The organism is Cellulomonas sp. P4_H12 (genome assembly GCF_056400905.1).
This window is the reverse complement of sequence record NZ_JBFUKJ010000008.1, coordinates 53,882-66,963: the sequence shown is the minus strand read 5'-3', so window position 1 is coordinate 66,963 and position 13,082 is coordinate 53,882. Positions and strand designations below refer to the sequence as shown.

11 protein-coding genes are annotated in these 13,082 nt (G+C 73.7%); 9 read left to right on the top strand and 2 right to left on the bottom strand.

The window, feature by feature from the left end:
• Window positions 1–51: 51 nt before the first annotated feature.
• Window positions 52–1,773 (top strand): DUF885 domain-containing protein, encoded by a 1,722-nt coding sequence (locus AC1DQC_RS06250; RefSeq protein ID WP_477050355.1) that lies wholly within the window; start codon window positions 52–54, stop codon window positions 1,771–1,773.
• 58 nt (window positions 1,774–1,831) lie between these two features.
• On the opposite strand, the gene AC1DQC_RS06245 is transcribed toward AC1DQC_RS06250, so the two are convergent.
• Window positions 1,832–2,539, bottom strand: a complete 708-nt coding sequence (locus AC1DQC_RS06245; RefSeq protein ID WP_477050354.1) for a vitamin K epoxide reductase family protein — start codon at window positions 2,537–2,539, stop codon at window positions 1,832–1,834.
• A gap of 139 nt (window positions 2,540–2,678) precedes the next feature.
• Between AC1DQC_RS06245 and AC1DQC_RS06240 the strand changes: the two genes are divergently transcribed.
• The 8 genes from AC1DQC_RS06240 to AC1DQC_RS06205 all read left to right on the top strand — a co-directional run bounded on the left by AC1DQC_RS06240 (window position 2,679) and on the right by AC1DQC_RS06205 (window position 12,067).
• Window positions 2,679–3,320 carry a Maf family protein gene (locus AC1DQC_RS06240; protein ID WP_477050353.1) on the top strand — a complete coding sequence of 214 codons (642 nt, stop codon included), beginning with the start codon at window positions 2,679–2,681 and terminating at the stop codon, window positions 3,318–3,320.
• A 114-nt stretch (window positions 3,321–3,434) separates the two neighbouring features.
• Complete coding sequence (locus AC1DQC_RS06235) at window positions 3,435–3,914, top strand: aromatic ring-opening dioxygenase LigA (RefSeq protein WP_477050352.1); 480 nt, start codon at window positions 3,435–3,437, stop codon at window positions 3,912–3,914.
• Window positions 3,915–4,134: 220 nt separating this feature from the next.
• Complete coding sequence (locus tag AC1DQC_RS06230; RefSeq protein WP_477050351.1) at window positions 4,135–5,934, top strand: acetyl/propionyl/methylcrotonyl-CoA carboxylase subunit alpha; 1,800 nt, start codon at window positions 4,135–4,137, stop codon at window positions 5,932–5,934.
• A 7-nt stretch (window positions 5,935–5,941) separates the two neighbouring features.
• Window positions 5,942–6,448: an NUDIX domain-containing protein gene (locus AC1DQC_RS06225; RefSeq protein ID WP_477050350.1), complete on the top strand. Its 507-nt coding sequence runs from the start codon at window positions 5,942–5,944 to the stop codon at window positions 6,446–6,448.
• Window positions 6,449–6,584: 136 nt separating this feature from the next.
• The gene (efeU, locus tag AC1DQC_RS06220; RefSeq protein WP_477050349.1) at window positions 6,585–7,466 is read left to right on the top strand and encodes an iron uptake transporter permease EfeU; all 882 of its coding nucleotides are present in this window, start codon (window positions 6,585–6,587) and stop codon (window positions 7,464–7,466) included.
• Window positions 7,467–7,497: 31 nt separating this feature from the next.
• Window positions 7,498–8,700, top strand: a complete 1,203-nt coding sequence (gene efeO, locus AC1DQC_RS06215; RefSeq protein ID WP_477050348.1) for an iron uptake system protein EfeO — start codon at window positions 7,498–7,500, stop codon at window positions 8,698–8,700.
• 15 nt (window positions 8,701–8,715) lie between these two features.
• Window positions 8,716–10,089 (top strand): iron uptake transporter deferrochelatase/peroxidase subunit, encoded by a 1,374-nt coding sequence (gene efeB, locus AC1DQC_RS06210; RefSeq protein WP_477050347.1) that lies wholly within the window; start codon window positions 8,716–8,718, stop codon window positions 10,087–10,089.
• A 22-nt stretch (window positions 10,090–10,111) separates the two neighbouring features.
• On the top strand, window positions 10,112–12,067 hold the full coding sequence (locus AC1DQC_RS06205; RefSeq protein ID WP_477050346.1) for an endonuclease/exonuclease/phosphatase family protein: 1,956 nt from the start codon (window positions 10,112–10,114) through the stop codon (window positions 12,065–12,067).
• Here AC1DQC_RS06205 and AC1DQC_RS06200 read toward each other — a convergent pair.
• Window positions 12,064–13,077, bottom strand: a complete 1,014-nt coding sequence (locus AC1DQC_RS06200; protein WP_477050345.1) for a LacI family DNA-binding transcriptional regulator — start codon at window positions 13,075–13,077, stop codon at window positions 12,064–12,066. The genes AC1DQC_RS06205 and AC1DQC_RS06200 overlap by 4 nt on opposite strands.
• Between the last annotated feature and the right edge of the window lie 5 nt (window positions 13,078–13,082).

Genomic DNA, 13,082 nt, shown 5'->3' with positions numbered 1-13,082 from the left:
CTCGGGAAAACGCGTGCTACCGCTCGGTAGCCGCCGAGTAAGGTCGGGCGGGTGACTTCGACGACGACTTCCTCCCCCGCGCGCGAAGCCTCCCCGATCGACGCGATCGCCGAGGCCTACATCGCCCAGTACGCGACCCTCGACCCCCTCGGCGCCACCGCCATGGGCATCGCCGGTCACGACCACGAGATGACCGACCTGTCGCCCGCCGGCCTGGACGCGCGGGCGGCGCTGGCCCGCACCACGCTGCAGGCCCTCGACGGCGTCGCCCCGACCGACGACATCGACCAGATCACGCTGGCCGCCATGCAGGAGCGCCTCGGCCTGGAGCTCGAGCTGCACGCCGCGGGCGAGTTCCTGCGCGACCTCAACAACATCGCCTCGCCGGTGCAGGGCCTGCGCGACGTCTTCGACATCATGCCGACGGGCACCGTCGAGGGCTGGTCGAACATCGCCGCCCGGCTCAACGCCCTCCCGACCGCGATCGACGGGTACATCGAGTCCCTCCGGCTCGCCGCGAGCACCGGCGCCGTCGCCGCGAAGCGCCAGGTGGAGGAGTGCGCCCGCCAGGCCGCCGAGCAGGCCGATCCGGAGACCTCGTTCTTCACCTCGTTCATCACGGGCGAGGCCGTCGACTCGGTGCTCGACGAGTCCGCGGCCTGCTCCCTGGTCCGCGCCGAGCTCGAGCACGGCGCCACGGCGGCGCGCGCCGCCTACGCCACGCTCGCGACCTTCCTGGCCGACGAGCTCGCCCCGCAGGCCCCGGAGTCGGACGCGGCCGGACGCGACCGGTACGCCCTGTGGTCGCGGGCGTTCCTCGGCGCCACCGTGGACCTCGAGGAGACGTACCGGTGGGGGCTCGAGGAGCTCGCACGGGTGGTCGCCGAGCAGGAGGCCGTCGCCGCCCAGATCGCCGGCCCCGGCGCCACGGTCGAGCAGGCCGTCGCGGCGCTGGACGAGGACCCCTCGCGCACGCTGCACGGCACGGACGCCCTCCAGGCCTGGATGCAGGAGACGTCCGACGCGGCGATCGAGGCGCTCAACGGCGTCCACTTCGACATCCCCGTCCCGGTCCTCACCCTCGAGTGTAAGATCGCCCCGACGCAGAGCGGCGGCATCTACTACACGGGACCGAGCGACGACTTCACCCGGCCGGGCCGCATGTGGTGGTCCGTGCCGCCGGAGGTCACCACGTTCAACACGTGGCGCGAGAAGACGACCGTCTACCACGAGGGCGTCCCGGGCCACCACCTGCAGGTCGGTCAGGCGGTGTTCGAGCGCGCGACGCTCAACACGTGGCGCCGGCTGGCGTGCTGGACGTCGGGCCACGGCGAAGGCTGGGCGCTGTACGCCGAGCGCCTCATGGCCGACCTCGGCTTCCTGGACGACCCGGGCGACCGGCTCGGCATGCTCGACGGGCAGCGGATGCGCGCGGCGCGCGTCGTCTTCGACCTCGGCGTGCACCTCGGGCTGGAGGCGCCCGCCGAGTGGGGTGGCGGCACCTGGGACGCCGACAAGGGCTGGGAGTTCCTCAGGGCCAACATCAACATGCCCGAGGCGTTCATCCGCTTCGAGTGGAACCGGTACCTGGGCTGGCCCGGCCAGGCCCCCTCGTACAAGATCGGTCAGCGCCTCTGGGAGCAGACCCGCGACGAAGCGAGGGCGAAGGCCGAGGCGGCCGGCGAGGAGTTCGACATCCGTGCGTTCCACGCCCGCGCGCTGTCGCTGGGCTCCCTCCCGCTCGACGTGCTGAAGTCCGCGTTCGCGAGCTGACGACGCACGACGAGGGGCCGGTGGCACATGGCCACCGGCCCCTCGTCGTCGATCGCGGTCAGAGGAAGGACGAGCCGTACTTGAGGACGATCGCGGCCGCCAGCAGCACGATGAGCGCGACGGTGACGAACCAGTCGTTGCCGTGCGCGACGAACCGGCGCGCGGACGGACCCCACCGCCCCGGGAAGTTGATCACGTGGTCGCGCACGTTCAGGCGCGTCAGGCCCGCCCACACCAGCGTCGTCGTCACCGTGATGAGCAGGCACCACGGGCACAGCGCCTTGATGACGAAGTACGCCTCGAAGAACAGCCACCACGCGAACAGGAAGCCGACGGTGTAGATCGCCTGCGCCGAGAGCATGAACCAGCGCGGGAAGCGCACCCCGCCGAGGATCGCCACGGCCACCGTGATGACGACGGCCTCGGCGGCGATGCCGAGGAACGCGTTGGGGAAGTACTCGCCGAGGATGTGCGCCTGGGGGCTCTTGGCCACGGTGCTGCAGCTGATCACCGAGTTGAGGTCGCAGCCGAAGTTGGTGCCCCCCGCCGCGAGCTTGAGCGCGTCGATCGAGAGCACGAACGACGCCAGCAGGCCGAGCGCGCCGGAGATGACCATCTCGATCGCGGTCCGCGTCCGCCACGCCTGCGTCGGCGGCTGCAGCAGGTCGGGGTCCGGATCGATCTCCAGGTCGTCGTCGAGCTCGTCCTGCGGGTCGGCGATGCCGTCGTGCACGTCGTTCCTCGACGACCTCGTCGCGTCTCCCACGGTGTCTCCTCGCGTCCCTCGTGACCTCGGACCGGCGGTACCGCCCGCGCGCACCCGACCACAGCGCGCCCATTGTGCCCCGGCAACCCGTGCGCCGGGCCGGGACCTTCGGTCGCGCGACGAACTAGGCTCGCCACCCGTGACCCGCCTGCTGCTCGCCTCCGCCTCGCCCGCCCGCCGCGCCACCCTGCAGGCCGCAGGGATCGACCCGCTCGTCGCGGTCTCAGGGGTCGACGAGGAGGCCGTCCTGGCCGCCGCACGCGAGCGGTTCGGGGCGCTGGACCCGGCGGACGCGGTGCTGCTGCTGGCGCAGGCGAAGGTCGAGGACGTGTCGCGGAACCTGCCGGCGGAGCTCGAGGACGCCGACGACCTGCTGCTGCTGGGCTGCGACTCGATGCTCGAGCTCGACGGCGAGATCTACGGCAAGCCCACCGACGCCGCCGACGCGGCCGGCCGCTGGCGGGCGATGCGCGGCCGGACCGGGGTCCTGCACACCGGGCACTGGCTCATGGACGAGCGGGCCGTGCCCACGATGCTGGGCGCGACGTCTTCGACGAGCGTCACGTGGGCGAAGGTGTCCGACGACGAGATCGACGCCTACGTCGCCACGGGCGAGCCGCTGGCCGTGGCCGGCGCGTTCACCATCGACGGCCTCGGCGGCCCGTTCGTCGAGCGCATCGAGGGCGACCACCACGGCGTGGTCGGGCTGAGCCTGCCGCTGCTGCGCGAGCTGCTCGGCGAGGTCGGCGTGCGCATCCCCGACCTGTGGCGGAAGTCCTGACCTAGGTCCCAGGGAGGCGCGTTCCCGCAGGTGAACGATGTTCACGTGGGCCAGCCCGAGAGGCCCATCGGGGCCGGGTAGGCCGGACCCGCGAGGGGCGTCCAAGGACATGACATGTCGACCAGTGCCGTATCACCCAACACCCGCTTCGTCCGCATCGCCGGCCTCGTGACGATCATCGTCGGTGGCGTGATGCTGATCGCGGGAGCCGTGACCTGGGGGGCCGTCTCCTCCCACCTGACCGCCGAGAACATCACCGTCAGCGAAGACGCGGCGGCGTTCGGCGGCCAGACGGTGAACACGCCGTGGGAGGCGTACGCACAGGCCGAGATCATCAACCACCACGCCCTCGAGGCCACCGGTGGCAAGACGTACGCCGAGCTGGACAAGGAGGACCCGCTGCGCGCCGTCGCGATGAACGGCTCCTTCCTGCGGGCCTCGCTCTTCACGTCGGTCGTCGCCTTCGGCGTCGCGGCCCTGGTGATGGGCCTCGGCCTGGTCTTCGGCCTCATCGGCTACACCCTGCGTCGCCTGGCGCCGACGGCTCCCGAGACCGTCGTGAAGGCGGACGAGAACCTCCTCGCCCGCGCCTGAGCAGCACCCGCACGAGCCCGGTCCTCCAGGAGGCCGGGCTCGTTCGTGCGTCCGACGTTGTGGCGTTCTGACAACTCGCCCACCGCAAACCGCCCACCACGAGCACCGCACCTGAGGATCCCTACAAACACGTCCCCTGGACGGTTGGTCGGATCGACAATCTTGCCCAGGCGCACGGCCAGCGCGGGGGTCCGGCACGCGGCGGGCGTTACGGTGAGCCGTGCCCGCCATCTCCAAGGTCCTCATCGCCAACCGCGGTGAGATCGCCGTCCGCATCGCCCGTGCCTGTCGCGACGCCGCGATCGGCTCCGTCGCCGTCTACGCCGACACCGACCGCGAGGCCCTGCACGTCCGGATCGCCGACGAGGCGTTCGCCCTGGGCGGCGCGCGTGCCGCCGAGACATACCTCGACATCGCCAAGCTGCTCGACGTCGCCCGCCGGTCCGGCGCCGACGCCGTGCACCCCGGCTACGGCTTCCTCGCCGAGAACGCCGGGTTCGCGCAGGCGGTCCTCGACGCCGGCCTGGTCTGGATCGGCCCGCCGCCGTCGGCGATCGAGTCGCTGGGCGACAAGGTGAGCGCGCGGCACATCGCGCACAAGGCCGGCGCACCCCTGGTCGCCGGGACCGCCGACCCCGTGCAGGGCGTCGCCGAGATCCACGCGTTCGTGGCCGAGCACGGCCTGCCGGTCGCCATCAAGGCGGCGTTCGGGGGCGGCGGACGCGGCCTGAAGGTGGCCCGCGAGTCGGCCGAGATCGACGAGATGTTCGAGTCCGCCACGCGCGAGGCCGTCGCCGCGTTCGGGCGGGGCGAGTGCTTCGTCGAGCGGTACCTCGACCGCCCGCGGCACGTCGAGACCCAGTGCCTCGCCGACGCCCACGGCACCGTGGTCGTGGTCTCCACACGCGACTGCTCGCTGCAGCGCCGCCACCAGAAGCTGGTCGAGGAGGCTCCCGCGCCGTTCCTCACCGACGCGCAGCGCACCCAGCTGGTCGAGTCCTCGAAGGCGATCCTGCGCGAGGCCGGCTACGTCGGCGCCGGGACCTGCGAGTTCCTGGTCGCCGCGGACGGCACCATCTCGTTCCTCGAGGTCAACACGCGCCTGCAGGTCGAGCACCCGGTCACCGAGGAGATCAGCGGCATCGACCTGGTCCGCGAGCAGCTGCGCATCGCGGCCGGCGAGCCGCTCGGGTACGACCACGTCGAGACCCGCGGCCACTCGTTCGAGTTCCGGATCAACGGCGAGGACCCGGGCGCCGGCTTCCTCCCCGCCCCGGGCCGCATCACCACCCTGCGGTTCCCCTCCGGCCCCGGCGTGCGCGTCGACTCCGGCGTGGTCGAGGGCGACAGCGTGTCGGGACTCTTCGACTCGATGATCGCCAAGGTCATCGTCACGGGCGCGGACCGCACCCAGGCGCTCGCCCGGGCCCGTCGCGCGCTCGCGGAGCTCGAGGTCGTCGGCATCCCGACGGTCGTCCCGTTCCACCGCGCGGTGCTCGACGCCGAGGCGTTCGCGCCGGCCGACCCCGCGCAGCCCTTCTCCGTGCACACCCGCTGGATCGAGACGGAGTTCGCCGACGCCGTCGCAGCCCTCGCGCCGGCCGCGCCGCAGGAAGAGGACGAGGACGAGGAGCCGACGGTCCTCGAGCGCGTGGTCGTCGAGGTGGGTGGCAAGCGGCTCGAGGTCGTCCTGCCGGCCGCGCTCGCGCTCGGCCGCGGGCCGGGCGGCGCCGGTCGGGGTCCCGGCGGTCCGGGCGCGCGCCGGCCCGTGCGCCGCGCCGCCCGCGCGAACGGCAGCAGCAACGGCACCACGTTGTCGTCCCCGATGCAGGGCACGATCGTCAAGGTGGCCGTCGCGGAGGGTGCGCAGGTGGCCGAGGGCGACCTCGTCGTCGTGCTCGAGGCGATGAAGATGGAGCAGCCGCTGCTCGCGCACCGGGCCGGCACCGTCACGGCGCTGTCCGCGGGCGTGGGGTCGAGCGTGAGCGCCGGCACCGCCATCTGCGAGATCGTCGGCTGACCCGGGCGTGCCGGACGGACCACCGCCCCACCGCCAGCGCCAGCCGGGCGACGGCTGGGTCGAGTGCGCGTGCGGCAGGCGGCACTGGGGCCTGTACGGCGCGGCGGGTCTCCTGCTCGCCCGGCGCGACGCTGACGGGACCCCGACGGCGGTCGTGCTGCAGCACCGGGCCGTGTGGAGCGACCAGGGCGGCACGTGGGGGGTGCCCGGCGGGGCGCGGATGCCCGACGAGTCCGCGCAGGACGCGGCGCTGCGGGAGGCCGAGGAGGAGGCCGGCATCGACCGTCGCGCGGTCCGGCCGCGGGAGTCGTGGGTGCTGGAGCACCCGAGCTGGTCCTACACCACGGTGCTCGCCGACGAGATCGTCCCGGTGCACCCGGCGGTGACCGACGCCGAGAGCGTGGAGCTGCGCTGGGTGCCCATCGACGAGGTCACGGACCTCCCGCTGCTGCCCGCGTTCGCAGACGCGTGGCCCGCCCTGCGCGCGCGGCTGGTGGCCCTCGGCGCCCGGTGACGGGCCTCACAGCACCGCCTGGTGGACCCGTCTCGCGTCCGGGCGCCCCGCGGGAGTAGTGTCCGGGCAGTGAGGTAAGCCTGTCCTCATACGATGCCCGCTCCGGGTGTTCGTCCCCTGCACTCGGAAGCCGTCCATGGTCGCCAACTACCTCATCGGTCTGCGCGAAGGTCTCGAGGCCGCGCTGGTCGTCAGCATCCTCGTCGCGTACCTGGTCAAGACCGGGCGCCGCGACCAGCTGGCTGCCCTGTGGGCCGGGGTCGGCGTCGCGGTGGCCGCGTCGCTCGCGTTCGGCGCGCTGCTCACGTTCGGGCCGTCGGGCCTGTCGTTCGAGGCGCAGGAGGCGATCGGCGGCACGCTCTCGATCATCGCCGTCGGCCTGGTGACGTGGATGATCTTCTGGATGGCCCGCACGGCGCGGCACATGAAGTCCGACCTGCACCACAAGCTCGACGACGCGCTCGGCGCGGGCAAGCAGGCGGTCCTCGTGGTCGCCATGCTGGCGGTCGGCCGCGAGGGGCTGGAGACCGCCCTGTTCCTGTGGGCCAGCGCGCAGGCGACCACCGGCTCCGCCGCCGGCACCGGCCCCAGCTACGGCCCGCTCGTCGGCGCCGCGCTCGGCCTGGGCACCGCGGTGCTCTTCGGCTGGCTGATCTACCGCGGCGCGCTCCGGCTCAACCTCCGCGTGTTCTTCGCGTGGACCGGGCTCTTCCTGGTGGTCGTCGCCGCGGGCGTGCTCGCCTACGGGGTGCACGACCTGCAGGAGGCCGGGATCCTGCCCGGCCTGAACAACCTGGCGTTCGACGTGTCGTCGACCATCCCGCCCAGCAGCTGGTACGGGTCGCTGCTCAAGGGCGTCTTCAACTTCTCCCCCGCCACGACGTGGCTGCAGCTGGTCGCCTGGGTGGCCTACCTCGTGCCGACCCTGTACTTCTTCATCCGCATCACGTGGGGCTCCGCGCCCGCCCGCCCGTCGGCTCCCGCCGTCGCGCCGGCCGTCCGCGCGACCGCCGCCTGACCGTCGTCGCACCCGTTCTCCGAGGAGACCCATGTCCCGCCGCTCCACCGTCGTCGCCGCTGCCCTGGCGGCGCTCGTCCTGCCGCTCGCGGCCGCCTGCGTCCCCAACGAGACGGCCGACCCGTCGGCGTCGGGCTCGTCGGGCGCCCTGACGGTCACGTCGACGGACACCGCGTGCGACGTGTCCGCCACGGAGGCCGACTCGGGCACGGTGCGGTTCTCGGTCACCAACGCGGGCGACGACGTCACCGAGTTCTACCTCCTGGGCGAGGACGGCCTGCGGGTCGTCGCCGAGGTCGAGAACGTCGGCCCCGGGCTCTCGCGCGACCTCATCGCCCAGGTCGAGCCCGGGAAGTACTTCACCGCCTGCAAGCCGGGCATGGTGGGCGACGGGATCCGCGCCGCGTTCACCGTCCGCGACAGCGGCGCGCAGGTGGGCCCGACCGGCGACACGGCGGACCAGCTCGCGGCCGCCGAGGCGTCGTACGTCGCGTACGTCAAGGACCAGGTGGGCGCGCTCGTCGCGGGCACGCAGAAGTTCGCCGACGCCTACACCGCGGGCGACGACGCGACGGCGAAGTCGCTCTACGCCGACACGCGCGCGCACTGGGAGCGGATCGAGCCCGTCGCCGAGTCGTTCGGCGACCTCGACCCCAAGCTCGACCTGCGCGAGGCGGACGTCGAGGAGGGTGACACCTGGACGGGCTGGCACCTGGTGGAGAAGGACCTGTGGCAGCCGAGCGCCGACGCCAACGGCGGCGTGGCCTACGTGCCGCTGACGCCGGAGCAGCGCGCGGCCGCGGCGGCGGACATCGTCGCCAACACCCAGCAGCTGTCCGACGAGGTCAACACCCCCGACTTCACGTTCCAGGCCTTCCAGATCGCCAACGGCGCCAAGGAGCTGCTCGACGAGGTGGCCACCGGCAAGGTCACGGGCGAGGAGGAGATCTGGTCGCACACCGACCTCTGGGACTTCCAGGCCAACGTCGACGGCGCGCGCGTGGGCTACGAGGTGCTCGCGGACGTCGTCGAGGCCGAGAACCCGGACCTCGCGGCTACGCTGGCCACCCGGTTCGAGGAGCTCGACGCGCTGCTCGCGGCGCAGGGCTCGCTCGACACCGGCTTCACGTACTACGACCAGCTCACGGACGCCCAGGTCAAGCAGCTCGCCGCTGCGGTCGACGCGCTCTCGGAGCCCCTCTCCCAGCTCACCGCCACGGTGACGGGCGCCTAGATCGAAGGAGTGCTCGTGTCCGCCCCCACGGACCCGCACGACGAGCCCACCGGCCTGTCCCGACGCGCGCTGCTCGGGCTCGGCGGTGGGCTCGCCGTCGCCGGTGTCGCCGCCGGCTTCGGCGTCGGCCGGACGACTGCGCCTGCACCGGCGCCCGCGGCGACCGCCGCGGGCACCTACCCCTTCACCGGCGTGCACCAGGCGGGCATCGTGACCCCCGCGCAGGACCGTCTCTACCTCGCTGCGTTCGACCTCACGACGACCTCGCGCGACGAGCTGGTCGCGCTGCTGCGCCGCTGGACCACGATCGCGGCGCGGCTCACGCAGGGGCTGCCGGCCGGCGAGTTCGGGCCGGCGTCCGGCCCGTACGACGCCCCGCCGGACGACACCGGCGAGGCCGCCGACCTGCCGCCCGCGGGTCTGACGATCACCTTCGGGTTCGGCCGGTCGCTGTTCGTCGGCACCCCGACGCCCGACGGCACGCCCGGCGAGGACCGCTTCGGGCTGGCGGATCGCCTCCCCGGCGGCCTGGTGGAGCTGCCGCACTTCGCGGCCGACGACCTCGACCCGGCCCGCAGCGACGGCGACCTCGTCGTGCAGGCCTGCGCGGACGACCCGCAGATCGCCGTGCACGCCATCCGGAACCTCTCGCGCGCCGCGTTCGGCAGCGCGACGATCCGCTGGACGCAGCTCGGGTACGGCCGGACGTCGTCGACGAGCACGTCGCAGCGCACGCCCCGCAACTTGTTCGGGTTCAAGGACGGCACGGCCAACGTGAAGGCCGAGGAGACGAAGGCGCTCGACGAGCACGTCTGGGTCCCGGCGGACGCGGCGGACGCCGACGGCACCGACTCGGCGTGGCTCACCGGGGGCTCGTACCTGGTCGCGCGGCGGATCCGCATGCGGATCGAGACGTGGGACCGGACGTCGCTGGGCGAGCAGGAGGCGCTCGTCGGCCGCACCAAGGGCGAGGGCGCTCCGCTGTCAGGCGGCACCGAGTTCACGGAGCCCGACTTCAGCCGTGAGGGCAAGGGCGGGGCGCCGCTCATCGCGGTCGACTCGCACGTCCGGCTGGCCCACCCGGACTTCAACGACGGCGTCCGCCTGCTGCGCCGCGGGTACAACTTCACCGACGGCAACGACGCCCTGGGGCGGCTCGACGCGGGGCTGTTCTTCCTCGCGTTCGTCCGCGACCCCCGCACGCACTTCATCCCCATGCAGACGGCGCTGTCCAGCAACGACGCTCTCATGGAGTACCTCACGCACACCGCCTCGGGCCTGTACGCCGTCCCGCCGGGGATCCCCGACGGTGCGCTGGTCACGGGCCCGGACGGCACGCCGACGACCACGGACGACAGCCCGTTCGTGGGGCAGCAGCTGTTCGCCTGACGGCCGGGGTAATCTGCCGCGCGTGACGACGACGCCCGACGAGACCCCCGCCCGGACGCCGCCCGACGCCGGCACACCGACGCGCGTGTGGCTCGTCGCGCTGCTCACGGTCATGTGCCTCGAGATGGTGCGCGCCAGCGGTCCGCTGCTCGACCGCGCGTTCGCCGCCGGCACCGTGAACGCCGCCGCGGCGGCATTGGGCACCTACGCGGGAGCGGGGCTCGTCGCCGCCGTGATCCTCCTGGTCGTCGGGCGCACGTCCGGCACCCCCGACGCCCGCACGCTGCTGCTGGGTGCCACCGTGCTGGCCGTGCTCCGCGTCGTGGTCCAGGCGCTGTCCGGGTTGCCGCTCGACGTCGTCGGGCTGGTCACCGTCGCGGTGGCCGTCGGCGTGCTCACTCTGGCGGTGGCGTTCGTCGCGGGGCGCCCGGCGGGCGGTCGGCAGGCGGCGACGGGGCTCGTGATCGGCTGCGGCCTGTCGGTCGGCCTGCAGCTGGTGCTCGGCACCTGGGACGCCGTGTGGCGCGACAGCTGGACCGGCTGGGTGGTGGCGGTGGTGCTCGCGCTCGCCGTCGTCGGCACGGCGCGCGGCCTGGTCGCGTTCACCACCCCCGACGAGCAGGCCACCGGTCGTCCGCGCCGGCTCTGGGCCCTCGGGCTGTTCCTCGCACTGGCGGCCATGATCGTCGCCAACCCCGCGTTCGTCGCGTCGCAGTCGGGCGTCGCCCTCGGGTGGGCCGGCCTCGTGGTCGTCGTCGCGAACGCGCTGGGCGCCTGGTCCCTGCTCCGGGCCGACCCCTGGTCCGCGGGCGTGCGCGTGGGCGCCGCCGTGCTGCTCGTCGCCGGCGTCGCGTGCGCCCTGTGGCTGACGGGGATCGCCGCGCTGGTCGCCGTGGTCGTGCTGCAGCTCTGCGTCGGCATCGTCCTGTCGGCCGCGCTGAGCGCCCACCGACCCGCGCCGCGCGGGATCCCCCGGACGGGCGCCGCCACGGTCGTGGTCGGCCTCGGCACCATCGGCCCGCTCCTGCTCTACATGCTCGACTACGACGTCCCGCTGCCCGTCGACAACGTCTGGGTCGTCGTGCTGGCCGCGGTCGGCCTGGCGCTGTCGGGCCTGCGTCGACGCACCCCGGGCGCTGTCCCCGCCCTCACGAGCCCGGACCGGATGCCCGCCCGTTTGAGCTCGGTGCGGCTGCTGATCCTGCCCGCGATCGTGCTGGCGCTCCTGGGTCTCGTGCCGTCCACCACCAGCACGACCGGTGCGGACGTGCCCGCGCGGGCCGCCGACGACGAGATCACGCTCGTCGACTGGAACCTGCACTACGGCGTCTCCCCGCTCACCGCGGTGGACCTGGAGGGCATCGCGGCGACCATCGAGCAGCAGGATCCCGACGTCGTCACGCTGCAGGAGGTCGAGCGCGGCTGGGTGTTCGGCGGTGGCGCCGACATGGCGACGTGGCTGGCCCACCGGCTCGGCATGACCATCCACTTCGCGCCCGCGGCCGACCACCAGTTCGGCAACGCCGTGCTCGCCCGCTCCGCGCTGACCGATGCGGTCGTGCACCCGCTGCCGTACGGCGACGGGCCGCAGAGCCGGTCGGCGCTGAGCACCACGCTGACCACCGCGTCCGGCGCGGACGTGCGCGTGATCTCGATCCACACGCAGCACCGCGAGTCCAACACCCCCACCCGCCTCGAGCAGCTCGAGGCGCTGGCCGCGGCCGAGCCGCCGGCGCCGCCCGCGGTCCTGGCCGGTGACCTCAACTCCGAGCCGGGCTCGCCCGAGATCCAGCTGCTCGAGGCGGCGGGCTGGGTCCCTGCTGAGTCGGACCTGCTCACCTCGCCGTCCCTCGATCCCACGGTCAAGATCGACTGGGTGTTCGGCCAGGGCGTCACGTTCGGCCGCACGACCGCGCTGGTCGACGCCCCGCAGTCGGACCACGTCCCCCTGGTCACGCGGTTCGCCGTCGCCCCCTAGGCCGGGCCGGTCGACTCCCGGACCACGAGCTCGACCCCGAGGTGCACCGTGCCGTCCGGCATGCTCGCGCGCAGGTCCGCGCCGTCGATGAGCTCCAGCAGCAGGTCGGCGGCCGCCCGCCCTTTGCCCGCCGTGTCCTGCCGGATCGTCGACAGGCTCGGGCTGACGTAGCGCGCGATGTCGGCGTCGTCGAATCCCAGCACCGACACGTCCTGCGGGACCCGTCTGCCGGCCCGCGCGAGGCCCGCCTGGATCCCGGCGGCGAGCACGTCGGCGGTCGCGAACACGGCCGTCGCCGTCGGCTGGTCGCGTGCGATCCGCTCCCCCGCCGCGAGCCCGTCCTCGTAGGTGGTGTTGGCCGCGAGGAGCGTGACGTCCCCGTCGCGCAGCCCGCTCCGCAGGCCCTCCAGGCGTCCGGCGACCACCTGGCTCGCCGTGCCCACCGGCCCGCAGAACACGACCCGTCGGTGGCCCAGGGAGCGCAGGTGCTCGCCGGCGAGCCGGCCGCCGTCGACGTCGTCGGCCCGGACCGCGCCCGCGTGCCCGTCGCCCACGGAGGCGTCGACCACGATGGTCGGCACGTCGTCGGGCAGGGTGAGCGCCTGCAGCTCGTCGTCGGTGAAGCCCATGACCACGACCCCGTCGAGGTTCCAGCGCTGGATCGAGTCCTGCACCTCCCGCGCGCTCCGGACGCCGCGGATCATCAGGTGGTGGTCGCGCTCGCGCAGGGCGCCCTCGAGGGCACCGGCGACGCTGACGTCGTGCGGACCGCCGAGCAGGCTGCTGCCGTCGGCGCGCGCGGGCAGCAGGAGCCCGACGAGCCGGGTGCGCCGGGCGGCCAGGCTCTGGGCGGCCCCGCTGGGCACGTAGCCGCGCTCCTCGACGATCTTCTCGACGGCCGCGGCGGTGGCCGGCGACACGCGCCCGAGGTTCCCGTTGACCACGTTGGACACCGTCATGACCGAGACCCCGGCCTCGGCGGCGATGTCCTTGAGCGTGATGCGCGGCACCTGTG

What these genes read in the sequence shown, in the direction of transcription:
- AC1DQC_RS06235 (WP_477050352.1), top strand. Translation starts at nt 3,435, where the DNA reads ATGTCGACCAGTGCCGTATCACCCAACACCCGCTTCGTCCGCATCGCC.
- efeU (WP_477050349.1), top strand. Translation starts at nt 6,585, where the DNA reads ATGGTCGCCAACTACCTCATCGGTCTGCGCGAAGGTCTCGAGGCCGCG.
- efeO (WP_477050348.1), top strand. Translation starts at nt 7,498, where the DNA reads ATGTCCCGCCGCTCCACCGTCGTCGCCGCTGCCCTGGCGGCGCTCGTC.